Origin of the sequence: Plesiomonas shigelloides, from assembly GCF_900087055.1 — a bacterium.
GTDB lineage: Bacteria > Pseudomonadota > Gammaproteobacteria > Enterobacterales > CAMTGL01 > Plesiomonas > Plesiomonas shigelloides.
On record NZ_LT575468.1, the window covers coordinates 2721350 to 2738916 of the forward strand.

Annotated in this window: 15 protein-coding genes; 3 read left to right on the plus strand and 12 right to left on the minus strand. The window is 53.0% G+C overall.

Translation table 11 applies throughout. The annotated features are described in order from the left end of the window. Position 1: 1 nt before the first annotated feature. The 12 genes from fabZ to rpsB all read right to left on the minus strand — a co-directional run bounded on the left by fabZ (position 2) and on the right by rpsB (position 12643). Positions 2-454 carry a 3-hydroxyacyl-ACP dehydratase FabZ gene (fabZ, locus tag NCTC9997_RS12120; protein ID WP_010864522.1) on the minus strand — a complete coding sequence of 151 codons (453 nt, stop codon included), beginning with the start codon at positions 452-454 and terminating at the stop codon, positions 2-4. A gap of 142 nt (positions 455-596) precedes the next feature. Continuing rightward, positions 597-1628 (minus strand): UDP-3-O-(3-hydroxymyristoyl)glucosamine N-acyltransferase, encoded by a 1032-nt coding sequence (lpxD, locus tag NCTC9997_RS12125; protein WP_064978157.1) that lies wholly within the window; start codon positions 1626-1628, stop codon positions 597-599. Beyond that, positions 1628-2137 carry an OmpH family outer membrane protein gene (locus tag NCTC9997_RS12130; protein ID WP_010864524.1) on the minus strand — a complete coding sequence of 170 codons (510 nt, stop codon included), beginning with the start codon at positions 2135-2137 and terminating at the stop codon, positions 1628-1630. The genes lpxD and NCTC9997_RS12130 overlap by 1 nt, the downstream gene beginning before the upstream one ends. A gap of 36 nt (positions 2138-2173) precedes the next feature. After that, the gene (gene bamA / locus NCTC9997_RS12135; protein WP_010864525.1) at positions 2174-4615 is read right to left on the minus strand and encodes an outer membrane protein assembly factor BamA; all 2442 of its coding nucleotides are present in this window, start codon (positions 4613-4615) and stop codon (positions 2174-2176) included. Between the two features lie 31 nt (positions 4616-4646). Further along, entirely contained in the window at positions 4647-6011 is a 1365-nt protein-coding gene (gene rseP, locus NCTC9997_RS12140; RefSeq protein WP_064978158.1) for a sigma E protease regulator RseP, read from the minus strand. A gap of 57 nt (positions 6012-6068) precedes the next feature. Continuing rightward, the gene (cdsA, locus tag NCTC9997_RS12145) at positions 6069-6923 is read right to left on the minus strand and encodes a phosphatidate cytidylyltransferase (protein WP_010864527.1); all 855 of its coding nucleotides are present in this window, start codon (positions 6921-6923) and stop codon (positions 6069-6071) included. 34 nt (positions 6924-6957) lie between these two features. Beyond that, positions 6958-7704, minus strand: a complete 747-nt coding sequence (gene ispU, locus NCTC9997_RS12150; protein WP_064978159.1) for a (2E,6E)-farnesyl-diphosphate-specific ditrans,polycis-undecaprenyl-diphosphate synthase — start codon at positions 7702-7704, stop codon at positions 6958-6960. Between the two features lie 288 nt (positions 7705-7992). Continuing rightward, positions 7993-9183 (minus strand): 1-deoxy-D-xylulose-5-phosphate reductoisomerase, encoded by a 1191-nt coding sequence (gene ispC, locus NCTC9997_RS12155; RefSeq protein WP_064978510.1) that lies wholly within the window; start codon positions 9181-9183, stop codon positions 7993-7995. A gap of 238 nt (positions 9184-9421) precedes the next feature. Next, positions 9422-9979, minus strand: coding sequence for a ribosome recycling factor (frr, locus tag NCTC9997_RS12160; protein WP_010864530.1), 558 nt, complete (start codon positions 9977-9979; stop codon positions 9422-9424). Positions 9980-10064: 85 nt separating this feature from the next. Then, positions 10065-10787, minus strand: coding sequence for a UMP kinase (gene pyrH, locus NCTC9997_RS12165; RefSeq protein WP_010864531.1), 723 nt, complete (start codon positions 10785-10787; stop codon positions 10065-10067). A gap of 146 nt (positions 10788-10933) precedes the next feature. Continuing rightward, entirely contained in the window at positions 10934-11788 is an 855-nt protein-coding gene (tsf, locus tag NCTC9997_RS12170; RefSeq protein ID WP_010864532.1) for a translation elongation factor Ts, read from the minus strand. 129 nt (positions 11789-11917) lie between these two features. Beyond that, positions 11918-12643: a 30S ribosomal protein S2 gene (gene rpsB / locus NCTC9997_RS12175; RefSeq protein ID WP_010864533.1), complete on the minus strand. Its 726-nt coding sequence runs from the start codon at positions 12641-12643 to the stop codon at positions 11918-11920. Positions 12644-12958: 315 nt separating this feature from the next. Between rpsB and map the strand changes: the two genes are divergently transcribed. The 3 genes from map (at position 12959) to dapD (ending at position 17382) form a co-directional block, all read left to right on the plus strand. Beyond that, on the plus strand, positions 12959-13744 hold the full coding sequence (map, locus tag NCTC9997_RS12180; protein ID WP_010864534.1) for a type I methionyl aminopeptidase: 786 nt from the start codon (positions 12959-12961) through the stop codon (positions 13742-13744). A 94-nt stretch (positions 13745-13838) separates the two neighbouring features. Then, the gene (gene glnD, locus NCTC9997_RS12185) at positions 13839-16460 is read left to right on the plus strand and encodes a bifunctional uridylyltransferase/uridylyl-removing protein GlnD (protein WP_082935558.1); all 2622 of its coding nucleotides are present in this window, start codon (positions 13839-13841) and stop codon (positions 16458-16460) included. 97 nt (positions 16461-16557) lie between these two features. Continuing rightward, complete coding sequence (dapD, locus tag NCTC9997_RS12190) at positions 16558-17382, plus strand: 2,3,4,5-tetrahydropyridine-2,6-dicarboxylate N-succinyltransferase (protein ID WP_047708152.1); 825 nt, start codon at positions 16558-16560, stop codon at positions 17380-17382. Positions 17383-17567 lie beyond the last annotated feature (185 nt).

Below are 17567 nucleotides of genomic sequence, written 5' to 3' on the forward strand. Positions count from 1 at the left end.
ATTACACCTCTCGACGTGCACACATTAAGTCAGCTTCACACACGACTTCGCCGTTCACTTTGGCAACTCCGGTGAAACGCGCAATACCACGACGCTCTTTCAGGAACTGCACCTCAAACACCATCTGATCGCCAGGAGTCACCGGACGCTTGAAGCGGGCATTATCAATCGCGGCAAAATAATACAGCTCATTACCGTTTGGCTTGCCGAAGGTTTTAAATGCCAGCACGCCGGTTGCCTGAGCCATGGCTTCCAGAATTAACACACCTGGAAACACTTTCTTTTGCGGGAAGTGCCCCTGGAAAAACGGCTCGTTCACAGAAACGTTCTTCAGTGCGTGCAGGTATTCACCTTCTTTATAATCCAGCACCCGATCAATCAGTAAAAACGGATAACGGTGCGGTAAAAGGTCCAGAATTTCTTCGATCTGTAATGAGTTTGCTTGAGTCGTCAAGATAATGTTCCTGTCTCTTATCATCTGAGCGGGAATAGGTATTCGGGTTACGTCAGGAATAACACGGCCTGCACGCATGGCAGGCCGTCAGTCTACTTCAGCGGCTGCCCCGGCGGGACAGCGGCAACGGGTGAAAAGACACTTACTCGTTGCTTTCTTTTTCCAGCTTCCGCTCCACTGCTTTGAGACGCTTGTTCATCTCATCAATGTTCATCACCAAAGCGGCCGTTTTACGCCAAGCTTTGTTGTTTTGCAGCGGAATACCGGACGAATACATTCCCGGTTCACTAATGGGGCGCATCACCATACCCATACCGGTGACAGTGACTTTATCGCAGATTTCCATGTGACCATTGATCACGCTGGCACCACCAATCATACAATGACGGCCAATTTTCAGGCTGCCCGCCATAATCACACCGCCGGCTACGGCGGTATTTTCGCCGATCACCACGTTATGGGCAATCTGGCATAAATTATCAATTATCGCACCATCTTCAATGACGGTGTCTTCCAGCGCGCCGCGGTCAATACAGGTACAAGCCCCGATCTCGACGCGGTTACCGATACGCACGCCACCCAGCTGAGGGATTTTAATCCAGCGACCACGATCATTGGCATAACCAAAACCGTCAGCACCAATCACGGTACCGGCCTGAATCAGGCACTGCTCACCGATGGTGATACGGTGATACACAGTGACGTTCGCCCACAAACGCGTACCGGCGCCAATCTTGGTCTGTTTGCCGACAAAGCAACCCGCCCCGATCACCACACCATCGCCCAGCACCACACCGGATTCAATCACGGCATTGGCACCGATGGACACATTCTGACCCAGCTGTACATTGTCCGCGATCACCGCACTTGGAGCAATATCCTGTGCCGGCTGCGGCGTTGTATCCATATACTGCGCCAATAAAGCATAGGCCAGATAAGGATTAGCAACGACCAATGCATTGGTAGTGCAAAATGGTACATCGTCTGCTGTTAAAACAACAGCACTGGCCGCACATTGCGCCAGATGGGTACGGTATTTACTGTTGGACAGAAAGGTGATTTGACCGGCCTGAGCATTATCCAGTGCAGCAATACCGGAGATGACGGTATCGCCATCTCCGTGTACTTCAGCACCCAAATGTTCAGCCAGATCCGCAAGACGGAATCCTGACATTACTTGTTGCCTACCATTTTGATAACTTGAGAAGAGATATCCATGTCAGGGCGCGCAAACACGACAGCGTTGGTATCAATAACTGCGCTGTAACCTTCCTTGTTAGCGATGGTTTTCACTGCATCTTGTACCTGACGCAGGATCTTATTACGTTCTTCGGCCTGACGACGACGGCTATCTTCTTCCAGTGCACGACCTTTCAGATTGAAATCAGCCTGCATTTGGGCGATATCACGCTCTGCTTTGGTGCGGTCACTGTTAGACATCGTGCTGCCATCACGCTGCAGCTTTTCCATGCGATCACGGATACGCTTTTCCAGAGACTGCAGTTCAGAAGCACGGCTCTTGAACTCAGACTCCAGCTGACGCGCAACCTTTTCACGCTGTGGCAGCTGTTGGAACACACTTGCCACATCAACAACAGCAATTTTCTGCTCGGCGGCATTCACCACGGCACTCGATGCCATCAGCGCAATACCTACGCCAGCTGCCTGTAACCACTTTTTCAAGGTTGTCTCCTTACTTTTATATTGATAGCACGGCTATCAGAATGTTCTGCCGATATTGAACTGGAATTGTTCAACCCGGTCACCTTCATATTTCTTATACGGCTGCGCGTACGAGAATACAAGTGGGCCAAGCGGTGACATCCACTGCAGGGCGATACCCGCAGACATACGGATCCGGCTCGGATCGCCGTAATCACCAAAGTATTGCTGATTTTCTGTCGCGTAACCGGCATTCAAGATCGCCGCACTGGAGCTCCAGTGGGTATCCCACACCGTACCGGCATCCACAAACACCGAGGTACGTACCGAGTTACGGTATTTTTCGCTGATAAACGGCGTTGGCACAATCAGCTCGGCGCTGGCCGTTGCCATGGCGTTACCGCCCACCGCATCCTCAGAGCCACTCAGCACACAAGTGCTTGGATCTTTTGGATTGGTGCAACGATCGTCAGTGCCTTTGTTGTAGAAGTAAATCGCTTTTGGACCGATGGTGTTAGAACGGAAACCACGCACAGTACTGAAACCACCGGCGTAGAAGTTCTCATAGAACGGCAACACTTTATCACCGTAACCATCAGCATAGCCTAAACGCGAACGACCCAGTACCACCCACTCACGGTCTCGATCCAGCGGATAGTAACCGGCGATATCAAAGTTCAGTTTGTAGAACTGGTTATCGGAGCCAGGCGTAGTGATCTTACCGTTCAAGTTGGCTCGAATACCTTTGGTCGGGAAGAAACCACGGTCCAAGTTGTTATAGGTCCAACCGGCAGTCAGCTGGAAATCATCCGAGGACAGTTTTTGGTTGTCAAAGCTGTCTTGCATGCTGTTCAAATAAGACAGCATGTTCACCGTAGGGGTGATATTGGAGATTTCGTTGTGTACATAGCCAATACCGGTACGCAGGCTGTTGTACTCATTGACCGGGAAGCCCAGTGTGCCATCTACACCGTAGCTGAGGTTGTTATACTCAGACAGGCTGTAGTCTTGCTCGGCTTTAAAGTCGTTATAGAAAATCCGACCGCCCAGACTCACGCCATCTTTGGTGAAGTATGGGTTAGTGTATTCAAAGGCCGCATAGGTCTGGTAATCGTTACGGGTAGCGTTAATCCCCACGGTATTACCGGTACCCAGGAAGTTCTCCTGCTGCACCCCGACCTGGAAGCTGATACCACTTTCCGTACCGTAACCGACACCAAAGTTCAGACTACCGGTATTACGCTCTTTGACCTTGTACAGCACATCAACCTGATCGCGGGTACCCGGTACTCGTACCGTTTCGGTATCCACGGTTTCAAAGTAGCCCAGACGGTTCAGACGCTCTTTACCGGACTCGACCTGATTACTGGCCAGCCACGAGCCTTCCATCTGACGCATTTCGCGGCGCAGCACTTCATCTTTAGTGATGTCGTTGCCTTCAAAGCGAATACGACGCACGTAGAAACGCTCACCCGGCTCGACATTCATCACCAGCTTGACGGTCTGGTTTTTCTCATCCATCTCTGGGCGAGTGGTCACTTTCGGATACGCGTAGCCATAGCGCCCCAGCAAGGACTTAATGTCCTCTTCCATTCGGGTCACTTTGGTGCCGTTATACAGCTCATCTGGCTCAACATGCACCAGCGCTTGCAGTGCCGTAGCATGGCCGGCCAGATTGCCGGTCAGGGTCACCCCTTGCAGCTTGTACTGCTTGCCTTCATCGATATTGATGGTGATGTAGATGCCTTTTTTATCCGGACTCAAGCTGACCTGAGTCGACTCGATACGGAAATTGGCATAGCCGTGGTCACGGTAGTAGGTTTGCAGGGTTTCCAGATCGCCGGCCAGTTTTTGTTTCTGGTACTTACGATCGCCAACCAAGTTCCACCATGGCACTTCATCACGCAGGGCAAATTGGGACAGCAAGGTATTGGTGCTGAACGCTTTGTTCCCAACGATGTTGATCTGTTGGATGTTGGAGGATACGCCTTCGGTGAAGATCAGTTTCAGATCGACACGGTTACGTGGCAGTGGCGTCACCACCGCTTTCACGTTGGCGCTGTATTTACCCACGCTGTAGTAGAAATCTTCCAAGCCCTTTTCGATGGTGGACAGCGAGGTACGATCCAGCGCTTCACCCACTCGAATCCCCGAAGCATCGAGGTTTTGTTTCAGGGCATCTTCTTTCAGTGCCTTGTTACCGGAGAAGGTAATGCTGGCAATCGTCGGACGCTCTTTGACCTGCACCAGCAAGGTTGAGCCATCACGCAGCACGCGCACATCTTCAAAGTTACCGGTAGCAAACAAGGCTCGGATAATCTGCGCGACTTCGTCGTCATTAACTTCATCACCCACTCGTACCGGCATGCTCAACAATGCCGCACCTTTGGCGACACGTTGCAAACCTTCAAACTGGATATCTTTGACTACAAAGTCGGCACCGTAAGCGGTGGCGCTGCTGAAAAGCAGCGACGCAAGAAGCAGTTTTTTCATCGCCATCTTTATTATGCGTTCTTCCTAATTGCCCCGCTTACAGGCGGGAAAAATCGTTGAATAGCGCAACGCCCATCAACAACACCAATAATACTGTGCCAAAACGGAAGCAGTACTCCTGCACCCGCTCTGACAAGGGTTTACCTGTCACCCCTTCAATGGCCAAGAACAGCAGATGTCCGCCATCCAATACCGGCAGAGGAAACAGATTTATAATACCTAAGTTCACGCTGATTAGCGCCAGAAAACCTAAGTAAAATACCAGCCCGAATTCCGCCGTCATCCCGGCACCTTTGGCAATGGAGATCGGACCGCTCAAACTCTTGATACCGACATCGCCGGTAAAGAGTTTCCCCAGCATATCCAAGGTTAGTTCGGACAATTGTACCGTTTTTTGTGTCGCTTTGATCAGACTGTCAACCAGACCAAACTGGCGTACAAACTGATACTCTGCCGGTAACGGTAACACTTTTGGTGCGATACCGGCATAACCGATGCGTTGGCCTTGACCGTCAGTCTGCTCTTGCGGGATCAGAGTCACGTTTCGGGTCACCCCGTCACGCTCGGCCACCAGTTGCAGTGGTTGCAACGGATGCGCTTGTACCTGACGCACGAAGCTAGACCAATCAGTCAGCGGCTGACCATCGAGAGCAATAATCTTGTCGCCCACCTGCAAACCAGCCTGTGTCGCCGGTGAATCGGCGCCCACAGAAGCAATCTCGGTCAAAATGCTTGGGCCTTTCGGCGTGATCCCCAGCGCACCAAATGCGGTTTGCTTATCGGGCTCAAAACTCCACCCATCCAGCGGTAGCGTTTTTTGCATCACCGCAGTTGTACCGGATGCGGTAAAGGGGCTGACGTCGATCGTGGCTTGTTGATCACCAATCAGTGACACCAACGCCAGATTCACTGACTCCCAGTCAGGTGTTTCGATACCGGCAACCGATTTAAGTTCCATTCCCGGCGTAATTCCAGCACGCGCAGCAATCGAATTCGGCGCCACAGCGCCTACCACCGGATGCACACTCGGGATCCCGAGCAGGAATACCGCCCAGTACGCCAGCACCGCAAACACAAAGTTAGCGAACGGACCTGCGGCCACAATGGCGGCACGCTGCCAGACGGTTTTATTGTTAAACGCCTGCGTGCGCAACTCATCCGGTACCGGTGCCACACGCTCATCGAGCATTTTGACATAACCACCGAGTGGGATCAGCGACAGGGTAAACTCGGTGCCCTGCTTATCCACGCGGCGCCACAGAATTTTGCCAAAGCCGAGCGAGAAACGCTCGACCTTAACCCCGCAGCGACGCGCCACCCAGAAATGGCCAAATTCGTGAACTGAAATCAGAATCCCCAGCGCCACTAAAAACGCCAGCAGATTCCAAAGCGCTCCTGTCATCGTTCTATCCTTGTCTGCTCTGTAAGCTTGCCATTCAGCATGACGGCTTGAACGCCATTAAAAAACCAGCAGTAACAAGCAGGCAAATACCGGCACCGCCGCGGTCAGGCTATCGATACGATCGAGCACCCCACCGTGGCCCGGCATAATTTGTCCGCTGTCTTTGACGCCTGCTTCGCGCTTGAACATACTTTCGGTCAGGTCGCCCAGTACTGATACGGCCACGGCGATCACCGAGCTGATGATCATGCTGTGAGTCCCGGCTTGCAGTGGCGAGAAGTGATCGAACACCACCGCAATCACGGCAGATGTTGTCAGGCCGCCAATCACGCCTTCCCAAGTCTTCGCCGGTGACACTTTCGGTGCCAGCTTGTGCTTACCAAAGGCCTTACCGGTAAAGTACGCCCCCGAGTCAGCGCCCCAGATCAGGAACAGCAGATACAAAATCCACACAGCCCCAAAAGAGCTGTCTACGCTGTACGAGTACATGCGCAGCACAATTAAGCCCCAGAAAAACGGCACCAGCGTCAGCAAACCGAAGAGAACTTTCAACCGTTTGGCGTTATGCCACCATTTAGCCGAACTCGGGTAGCCAAGCACTAACCCTAAGGCCAGCAGCCACCACAACGGGGCAATAATCAGCACCGTCCGGATAAAGGTGTTTTGCAATAGAATCGAGGTATCCTGCACCGGCACAGCCAGTAAGGAGGCGCCCAAGCCCAAACCACAAATCACCGCGATACCCGCGCGTACAGCTTTATTTTCAAAGCCAGCCAACAATGCCCACTCCCAGGCAGCCAGCATACTCAACGCCAGCGCCAGCAAGGCAAAATGCAGCGGCGACAGTAAAAATAAGCCTGCAATGACTAAAGGAACCAAAATCAGTGCAGTAATAATACGTTGCTTGAGCAATGAAACCTCCTAAGCTCTACTCATCCGCCGTTGCTCAACGGCCGTTGTCGCCAGTACCACCAAAACGTCTGTCGCGACAGACAAAGGATGAAACAGCACGGTCAAATTCTTGTTCATCAAAATCTGGCCATAGCACCTCAGAAAAGTAGAACTCGGCATAGGCTATCTGCCACAACAAAAAGTTGCTGATCCTATGCTCGCCACTGGTTCTGATGACCAAGTCTACTGGAGGTTGATCCCCCATGCATATCACCTTACTGAGCAAGGTTTCGTCGATATCATCAGTGTGAAGTTTACCCTCTTGTACTTGGGCAGCAATCTGCCGAGTGGCTTGTACGATATCCCAGCGCCCACCATAGTTAGCGGCCACATTTAACACCAAACCGGTGTTGTTGGCGGTGAGCGCTTCCACACTGGCGATGCGCTCTTGTAACCGGGTGCTGAAACGGGAGATGTCACCGATAATCCGCAGGCGGATATTATTCTTGTGCAGGCTCTTAGCTTCATTATCGAGTGCGCGCATAAATAATTCCATGAGCGCGGAAACTTCCTGCTCAGGACGGCGCCAGTTTTCACTGCTAAATGCGTACAAGGTCAAGGATTGGATATGGTTGCGGGCGGCATAACTGACTGAACGGCGTACAGCTTTAACACCTGCTTTATGTCCAAAAATCCGCATTTTGCCTTGTTGCTTGGCCCAGCGTCCGTTGCCATCCATGATAATAGCAACGTGTTTAGGCAGTTGTTCGGCTGTAAATGCTTGCGGTTGCGGCTCTGCCATAGGTGTCTAAGTCATTCCTGTCAAAGTCTTACTGCGCTTTTTGCTCCGCGGCGCCAGTGGCTGCCCGCGGAATTCTGGCCGGCGTCGAGGACCGGATCGTAAAAAAGCCGTGTTAACACACGGCCTTGCGCAATCTCTTTTTTGCCTTTCTTACTTTTTGTTCGCGATCACTGTGTTATTTACGACCAACGTCAAAACGTGACCGAGAAAAAGCGACAGCTTAAAACATCACTATATCACTTCGTGAATAGCGGAACAAACCTGCCGTCGCGCCGCGGCAGGCCGCATTTAACACGCGGTGATCTGCTGCGCGGCGCACGCGCGGGCGCGACGGTCAATCTCTAGGACATCCTCAACCGAGGTAGGTTCCGGTAACGTCAGCGTATCCAACACCTGTCGGTTCACGGTGGCAATCTGAGTAAAGCCGATTTGTCCCTGCAAAAAGGCCTCAACACTGATTTCGTTGGCCGCATTCAAGGCGGTCGTCGCCATCTGCCCCTGCTGGCATGCTTCGATAGCCAATTGCAGGCACGGGTAGCGGTTAAAGTCAGGTTGCTCAAAGCTCAGGCCCGATAAGCGGAAAAAGTCGAGCGGCGCTACACCGGTTTGAATACGCTCAGGATACGCCATAGCATGACCAATTGGGGTGCGCATATCAGGATTACCCATCTGCGCCACTACACTGCCATCGCTAAAACGCACCATCGAATGGATGATCGACTGCGGGTGGATAATCACTTCCATCTGCTCAGCACTGGCATTAAACAGCCAGCGCGCTTCGATGTACTCCAGCCCTTTGTTCATCATGGTAGCCGAGTCCACCGAGATTTTTCGCCCCATGGACCAATTAGGATGGGCGCAGGCTTGCGCCGGTGTCAGCGCGGCAAACTCGCTCAGTGGCGTAGTGCGAAATGGCCCGCCAGAGCCGGTCAAGACGATTTTATCGACACCCGCCGCTGCCAGATCGCAAAAGCCCAGCTCACGCTGCACATTTTCAGGCAAACACTGAAATATCGCGTTATGTTCGCTATCCACCGGCAGCAACTGCGCCTGATGACGCTGCACTTCCTGCAAGAACAGGCGACCACAAGTGACCAACGCTTCTTTGTTGGCCAGCAAAATCCGCTTACCTGCGCGAATCGCGGCCAGGGTTGGCAGCAGGCCCGAGGCGCCGACAATGGCCGCCATCACCTGATGGGCTTCTTCTTGCGCGGCCACCGCCAACACGCCCGCTTCACCACTGAGCACTTCAGTGTGGCAGCCGTGCTGTTGCAGTTGTGCACGCACAGCCGCTGCAGCATCGGCATCGGCCATCGCCGCCAGACGGGGGCGAAATTGCAGACATTGCTGCACCATGACGCTGACATTACGACCCGCGGCCAACCCGACCACCGAGAAACGCTGCGGATTACGTGCCGCGACATCAAGAGTGCTGACACCGATAGAGCCGGTGGAGCCCAAAACGCTTAAATTCACCATCAGTTGATTACTCATGATCTGCTTGGTATCACTTGCTGGGAGCTGGATAACATCGTTGCCAATCTGCCGAGATGAACCGCAGAGTTAGCGGTTAGCAGTATGTTTGAAAGTCGATGACTTACACGGCGGGTTAAAATGATACGGCGAATATCGCAAGGTTAATAGTGTTTAACACCAAAATCTGACGCATCCATAAAACAAAAGCGTCGCCAAGGCGACGCTTTTCTGCGCGAGGAGATTAAAACTCCATCAGCTCTTTTTCTTTCTCAGCCAGCGCTTCGTCCACTTTTTTCACCATCAAATCGGTGATTTTCTGGATTTCGTCCTGTGAACGACGCTCGTCGTCTTCGCTGATTTCTTTGTCTTTCAGCAGCGCTTTGATCTTGTCGTTCGCATCACGGCGTACGTTACGTACCGACACACGACCTTGCTCAGCTTCAGCACGCACGATCTTGATCAGATCTTTACGACGTTCTTCGGTCAGCGGTGGCAACGGAACACGAATAGTCGCGCCGGCGGAGCTTGGGTTCAGGCCCAGATCAGAAGTCAGAATGGCTTTTTCTACTGCGGCACCGATGCTACGGTCAAACACAGTGATCGCCAGGGTACGGGCATCTTCCGCAACCACGTTGGCCAGTTGGCGCAGCGGAGTTGGTGAGCCGTAATATTCAACGGTGATCCCTTCCAGCAGGCTAGGATGCGCACGGCCGGTACGGATTTTGGAAATATGGTTATTGAATGCTTCTACGCATTTTTCCATGCGCACTTGCGCATCTTGCTTGATTGCGTTGATCACGATGTAACCCTTCAATTCTGCTAGTGAACAGGTGGTAAGATACCGCGCTTTGCCCCTTTGAGGCAAAAACTTAACGTGGGCAATATCAGGAAATTACTGTGCCTTCACGTTCACCCATTACCACTCGGCGCAGTGCACCTGGTTTGTTCATGTTAAAGACACGGATTGGCATACCGTGGTCACGCGCCAAGGTAAAGGCGGCCAGATCCATCACTTTCAATTCTTTTTCCAGTACTTCCTGATAGCTCAGGGTTTCGTACAGGACTGCATCCGGGTTTTTCGCCGGATCATCGGTAAACACACCGTCAACCTTGGTGGCTTTCAGCACCACATCGGCTTCAATCTCGATACCGCGCAGGCAAGCGGCAGAGTCAGTGGTGAAGAACGGGTTACCGGTACCGGCAGCGAAAATCACTACTCGGCCGTTACGCAGCAGACTGATGGCCTCAGCCCAGCTGTAGTTGTCACACACGCCGTTCAATGGAATGGCTGACATCAGACGGGTATTTACATACGCGCGGTGCAGTGCATCACGCATAGCCAGACCGTTCATCACGGTTGCCAGCATGCCCATATGGTCACCGACCACACGGTTCATCCCCGCTTTCGCCAGACCCGCGCCACGGAACAGGTTACCACCGCCGATAACGACACCAACCTGAACGCCGAGCTCGACCAACTCTTTAATTTCTTGAGCCATGCGATCGAGGATACTCGGGTCAATACCAAATCCTTCTGCGCCCTGAAGAGCTTCTCCACTCAGTTTCAAAAGAATACGTTGATATGCCGGTTTTGCATTGGTGGTCATGGTTTTCCTTCCTGACACGCTGTGGATGAATAGTCTGACGGATATAAAGACGCGGCTTACGCCGCATTACTAGCAATTATATGCCGGTAATTAAAACTGAACCGCAGATATCCGCGGTTCAGTGGGGTTCTCATGTAAAGAGAGAATTAATGCTTAGCCATCGCCGCTACTTCAGCAGCAAAGTCAGCTTCAACTTTCTCGATACCTTCACCTACTTCGAAACGTACAAAGCTAACTACGTTTGCACCTTTCTCTTTCAGCAGATCGCCAACAGACTTAGAAGGGTCCATTACGAAGGCCTGACCGTACAGGGACACTTCGCCGGTGAACTTCTTCATGCGGCCTTCAACCATTTTCTCAACGATTTCACGTGGCTTGCCAGATTGCATACCGATTTCAACCTGGATTTCACGCTCGTGAGCAACAACGTCAGCTGGAACGTCTTCTGGCTTCACGTACTCTGGCTTGCTAGCAGCGATGTGCATAGCGATGTGCTTGATCAGTTCTTCGTCAGCACCGGTAGCGGCAACTACAACACCGATCTTAGCACCGTGCAGGTAGGTACCTACTTGCTCGCCTTCAACGATGGTTACACGACGGATGTTGATGTTTTCGCCGATCTTAGCAACCAGGTTGGTACGGGTTTCTTCGAACTTCGCTTGCAGAGCAGCGATGTCAGCGATGCGCTCAGCCAGAGCAGCTTCAACCACTTCTTCGCCGAATGCTTTGAAGCCAGCATCTTTAGCAACGAAGTCAGTTTCGCAGTTCAGTTCAACGATAGCGGCAACTTTGTTGTCAGCGCTAACTTTAACCAGAATCACACCTTCAGCAGCAACACGGCCAGCTTTTTTAGCCGCTTTGGCTTGACCGTTTTTACGCATGTTGTCGATTGCCAGCTCGATGTCGCCGTTAGCTTCAACCAGAGCTTTTTTACATTCCATCATGCCTGCAGCGGTACGCTCACGCAGTTCTTTTACCAGAGCAGCGGTAATTTCTGCCATCGTATTATCCTCGGTTATCTCGGGGGAGATCATAAAAAACAGGGGCCTCATCGGCCCCTGCTAACCATATCAGTCTAGTATCTGACGTGTACTATCTGGTTAATAAGGGCTCTGTTCGAGCGGGCCTTATTACTCGGCTTCTACGAAGCCTTCTTCAGCCTGAGCAACCAGATCCTGGCCACGGCCTTCGCGAATTGCAGTCGCTGCGGCAGACAGGTACAGTTGAACAGCGCGGATGGCGTCGTCGTTACCAGGGATGATGAAGTCTACGCCATCTGGATCAGAGTTGGTATCAACGATAGAGAATACTGGGATACCCAGGTTGTTCGCTTCAGTGATAGCGATGTGCTCGTGATCAGCATCGATAACGAAGATAGCATCAGGCAAACCGCCCATGTCTTTGATACCACCCAGGCTCTTCTCCAGCTTTTCCAGCTCACGAGTGCGCATCAGCGCTTCTTTCTTGGTCAGCTTGTCGAAGGTACCGTCTTGAGATTGGGTTTCCAGATCTTTCAGACGCTTGATGGATTGACGAACGGTTTTCCAGTTGGTCAGCATACCGCCTAACCAACGGTGGTTTACATAGAACTGATCGCAGCCGTGTGCAGCTTCTTTAACTGCATCGCTTGCAGCGCGCTTAGTACCAACAAACAGAACCTTGCCTTTACGGGCAGCGATTTTGCTCAGCTCAGCCAGAGCTTCGTTGAACATTGGTACAGTTTTCTCAAGGTTAATGATGTGTACTTTGTTACGCGCACCGAAGATGAATGGCTTCATCTTTGGGTTCCAGTAACGGGTCTGGTGACCGAAGTGTACACCGGCCTTGAGCATGTCGCGCATGGAAACAGTTGCCATGAGTTTTTCCTCAGAAAATAAATTGGGGTTAAGCCTCCACGTATCCCCTGCAACCGACTCTATCTCTCCAGAAAGGGAAAACAGAGCACCCCGGAGCACGGTGTCGATACGTGTGTGATATTTCACATGAGTTCTTTAGGCGTTCCGGGTCAAAACTGACAATTCCGGAATCCGGCGCGCTTTATACCATAATTTAGCCGCGGACTCCAGATTCAATTGCTTTTTGTTGAGATTGGTTTTCAACTCGGGTAGCGCCCTGTTACCATACTCCCAGACTCTGATGCCGCCCGCGCGGCGAATACCGGAAAATTATTTATGGCTATTACAATCAAAACCGCAGACGAAATCGAAAAAATGCGCGTTGCCGGCCGTCTGGCGGCGGAAGTGCTGGAGATGATCGAACCGCACGTGAAAGCGGGCGTGACCACCGGTGAACTGGATAAAATCTGCCACGACTACATCGTCAATGTGCAGCAAGCAGTTCCAGCACCACTGAACTACCACGGCTTCCCAAAATCCACCTGTATTTCAGTGAATGAAGTGGTATGCCACGGCATTCCTGGTGAGAAAGTGCTGAAAGACGGCGATATCGTTAACTTCGATATTACAGTCATTAAAGATGGCTATCACGGCGATACGTCTAAGATGATTATCGTCGGTAAGCCGACAATTTTGGGTGAGCGCCTGTGCCGCATCACGCAAGAGAGCCTGTATCTGTCACTGAAAATGGTGAAGCCGGGTGTGCGCCTGCGCGAAATCGGTAAAGCCATCCAAAAATTTGCCGAAGCTGAAGGCTTTTCTATCGTGCGTGAATATTGCGGCCACGGGATTGGCGCGGAATTCCACGAAGAGCCACAAGTGCTGCACTACGATGCCGATGACGGCGGCGTGATCCTGCGTGAAGGCATGACCTTTACCATTGAGCCGATGATCAACGCCGGTAAGCGTCAAGTACGCCTGATGGGCGATGGCTGGACGGTCAAAACCAAAGACCGCAGCCTGTCTGCGCAGTACGAGCACACCATTTTGGTTACCGCCGACGGTTGCGAGATCCTGACTCTGCGCAGCGACGAAAGCCTGCCACGCGTACTGCATAACTAAATTGCCGACGCGGCAATTTATGCTTTACAAAGCCGGAGATTTCCGGCTTTTTTTTACATCTGTGATCTCGTGTTTTGCGGCCAAGGAACGTCTGATGCCCCACCTTCTGAACGATGCATGGCAAGACGCCGGTATGCAGTTGCCGGCGCTGAAACTTCTCCTCGAACAGCAGCGCCAACGTATGGCGGACGATTTTGCCGCTGGCCGTCCGGTGGCCAACTTGGTCGCCGAGCGCACCGCCTTTATCGATACCCTATTGTGCCACCTGTGGCAGCAATTTGGTCTGGCAGAGAATCCGGCATTAACCTTAGTCGCCGTCGGCGGTTATGGCCGGGGGGAATTACACCCACTTTCCGATATCGATCTGCTGATTTTAACCGCGCTGCCGGTCGACGAAACGCTGGCAGCGCACATCGGGCAGTTCATCACCCTGCTCTGGGATTTGCGTCTGACCGTCGGCCACAGTGTGCGCACTTTGCAAGAGTGTCTGGATGAGGGCTTGCACGATCTCACGGTCGCTACCAATTTGCTCGAATCGCGCTGGTTATGCGGCAATCCGGCGCTGTGCGATCGCTTACAGCAACATGTGTTCGCCGATGATTTTTGGCCATCACCGGAGTTTTTCCGCGCCAAGCAGCAAGAGCAGCGTGAACGGCACGCCCGCTATCATGGCACCAGCTACAACCTAGAGCCGGACATCAAAACCAGCCCTGGTGGCCTGCGCGATATCCATACTTTGAGTTGGGTGGCGCGTCGTCACTTCGGCGCGGCCAGCTTAGATGAAATGACCCGCTTTGGTTTTCTCACCGATGCCGAATACCACGAACTGCTCGAATGTCAGGAGTTTTTGTGGAAGGTGCGTTTTGCGCTGCACTTAAGCCTCACCCGCTACGATAACCGTCTGCTGTTTGATCGCCAGTTTACCGTCGCCAAAATGCTCGGCTACCAAGGTGAGCGCAACCAGCCGGTCGAGCGGATGATGAAAGATTTCTACCGCACCTTGCACCGAGTGCGTGAGCTCAATGAGATGCTGCTGCAACTGTTTGACGAAGCCATTTTGTCGCTCAGTGCCAATGAAAAGCCGCAACCGCTTGATGAGCACTTCCAGCTGCGCGGTAATCGGATTGATGTGTGCGATCCACAGCACTTCATTACCCATCCAGAAACCATTCTCGATCTGTTTTTGCATCTGGCGCGCAATCGCCAAATCAGTGGGATCTACTCCACCACCTTACGCCAATTGCGCTTTGCGCGGCGCAACTTACAAGGCTACCTGTGCGATAACCCAGCAGCGCGTGCACTCTTTGTTGCCCTGCTAGCTCAGCCGGGCGCCATTGCGCGAGCTTTTTTGCCAATGCACCATCACGGAGTGCTGGCCGCCTACTTGCCGCAGTGGAGCCAAATTGTCGGCCAGATGCAGTTTGATCTGTTCCATGCCTACACCGTGGATGAGCACACCATTCGCGTGCTGCTAAAACTGGAAAGCTTTGCCGATGAGCCGCAGCGCCAGCAACATCCCTTGTGTGTAGAGCTCTTCCCGCGCTTGCCTTCGCGTGAGCTTATTTTACTCAGCGCCCTATTCCACGATATCGCCAAAGGGCGCGGCGGCGATCACTCGCAATTGGGCAGCCACGATGCCTACCAATTTTGTCGCTTACATGGCTATGGCGAAGCTGATGCGCGTTTGGTGGCATGGTTAGTGGAGCATCATTTGCTGATGTCAGTCACCGCCCAGCGCCGAGATATTCATGATCCCGAAGTGGTGCGCACCTTTGCCGGTGAAGTGCGCCATGAAGAGCACCTGAACTACCTCTTGTGCCTGACGGTCGCCGATATCTGCGCCACCAATGAAACCCTGTGGAACAGTTGGAAGCAGACGCTGCTGCGCGAGCTTTACTTCGCCACCGAGCGTCAACTGCGCCAAGGGTTAGAGAATGGGCTGGATGTACGCATTCGGATCCGCCACAACCGCGAGCAAGCGCTGGCGCTGCTGCGCATGGAAAATACCGATGAAACGGCGCTGCAAGCGCTGTGGCAACGCTGTCGCGCCGATTACTTCCTGCGCCATACGCCGCGCCAGCTAGCCTGGCATGCCAAGGCGCTCCTCCACGCACCACAAGAGCAGACCCAAGTGCTGGTCAGCCGCCATGCCAGCCGCGGCGGCACTGAGATTTTCATCTATTGCCCAGATCAGCCGCGACTGTTTGCCACCGTGGCCGGAGAGCTGGATCGGCGCAATCTTAGCATCCACGATGCACAGATCATTACCAGCCGCGATGGCTATGCCCTCGATACCTTTGTGGTGCTGGAGCCGGATGGCTCACCGTTGGCTCCCGATCGTCACGACAGCCTGCGCCACGCGCTGGAAAAAGCCCTCAGCGAGCCAGATTGCCCACAGCAGCGTACGCGCCGCCCTTCGCCGCGCTTGCGCCACTTCAGCGTACCGACCGAGATCAGTTTCCTACCGGCGCGTGGCAATAAGCGCACCCTGATGGAATTGGTCGCGCTTGATACCCCCGGCTTACTCGCCCAAGTGGGCGCTGTGCTGGCCGATACCGGCGTGTCGCTACGCGGCGCGAAAATAACCACCATCGGCGAGCGCGTGGAGGACTTATTTATCTTAAGCGATCACGAGCGTAAGCCGCTGGATGCAGCAACCTGCGAGGATTTACGCCAGCGCCTGATCGCCGCGCTCAACCAGAGCGAAAAAGTGTGATACAACTACAGGATTATTGATTTCGCTGGCTCACGGATTGACATATCAGGGCCAGCTTCAGCATGTGTTTACGGACTCAACTCAGACAGGATGAAGCATGAATCATTTGCAGACCATTATTGAACAGGCCTTTGAAGATCGCGCCCAGATCACGCCGGCCAATGCCACTACCGAGCTGCGCACTGCGGTCGCTCAGGTGATTGACCTGCTGGATCACGGTAAACTGCGCGTGGCCGAGAAGATTGATGGTGAGTGGGTTACTCACCAATGGCTGAAAAAAGCGGTTCTGCTCTCGTTTCGCATCAACGAAAACCAAGTCATTGATGGCGCCGAAACCCGCTATTTTGACAAGGCACCACTGAAATTTGCCGAATACGATCAGGCACGCTTCGAGCAAGAAGGCATGCGTGTGGTGCCTTCGGCCACCGTACGTAAAGGCGCGCACATTGCACGCAATACTGTGCTGATGCCATCTTACGTCAACATCGGTGCGTTTGTGGATGAAGGCACCATGGTGGATACCTGGGCCACCGTCGGCTCATGTGCGCAAATCGGTAAGAACGTACACCTGTCCGGCGGCGTCGGCATCGGTGGCGTACTGGAGCCGTTGCAAGCCAATCCGACCATCATCGAAGATAACTGCTTTATCGGCGCACGCTCCGAAGTAGTGGAAGGCGTGATCGTGGAAGAAGGCTCGGTGATCTCCATGGGCGTATTTATCGGCCAGAGCACCCGCATTTATGACCGCGAAACCGGTGAAATCCATTACGGCCGCGTTCCAGCCGGCTCGGTCGTGGTTTCTGGCAGTCTGCCTTCGAAGTGTGGCAAGTACAGCCTGTACTGCGCGGTGATCGTGAAGAAAGTCGACGCCAAAACCCGTAGTAAAGTGGGCATCAACGAGCTGCTGCGCAGCATCGACTAAGCCTCACCTACGCTCGCATCATCTTTTTCTAAACCCGGCTGGTCCGGGTTTTTCTTTCTTTGCCGTCCACATCCTAGTCACCCACCCGCTCACTACCACATCGAAGCCGCATTGATAACATCGTGATTACTTTTTTTCAGCATTCATTTTCCTTAACAGGATCACAGCAAAAAAAGTGCTACTGA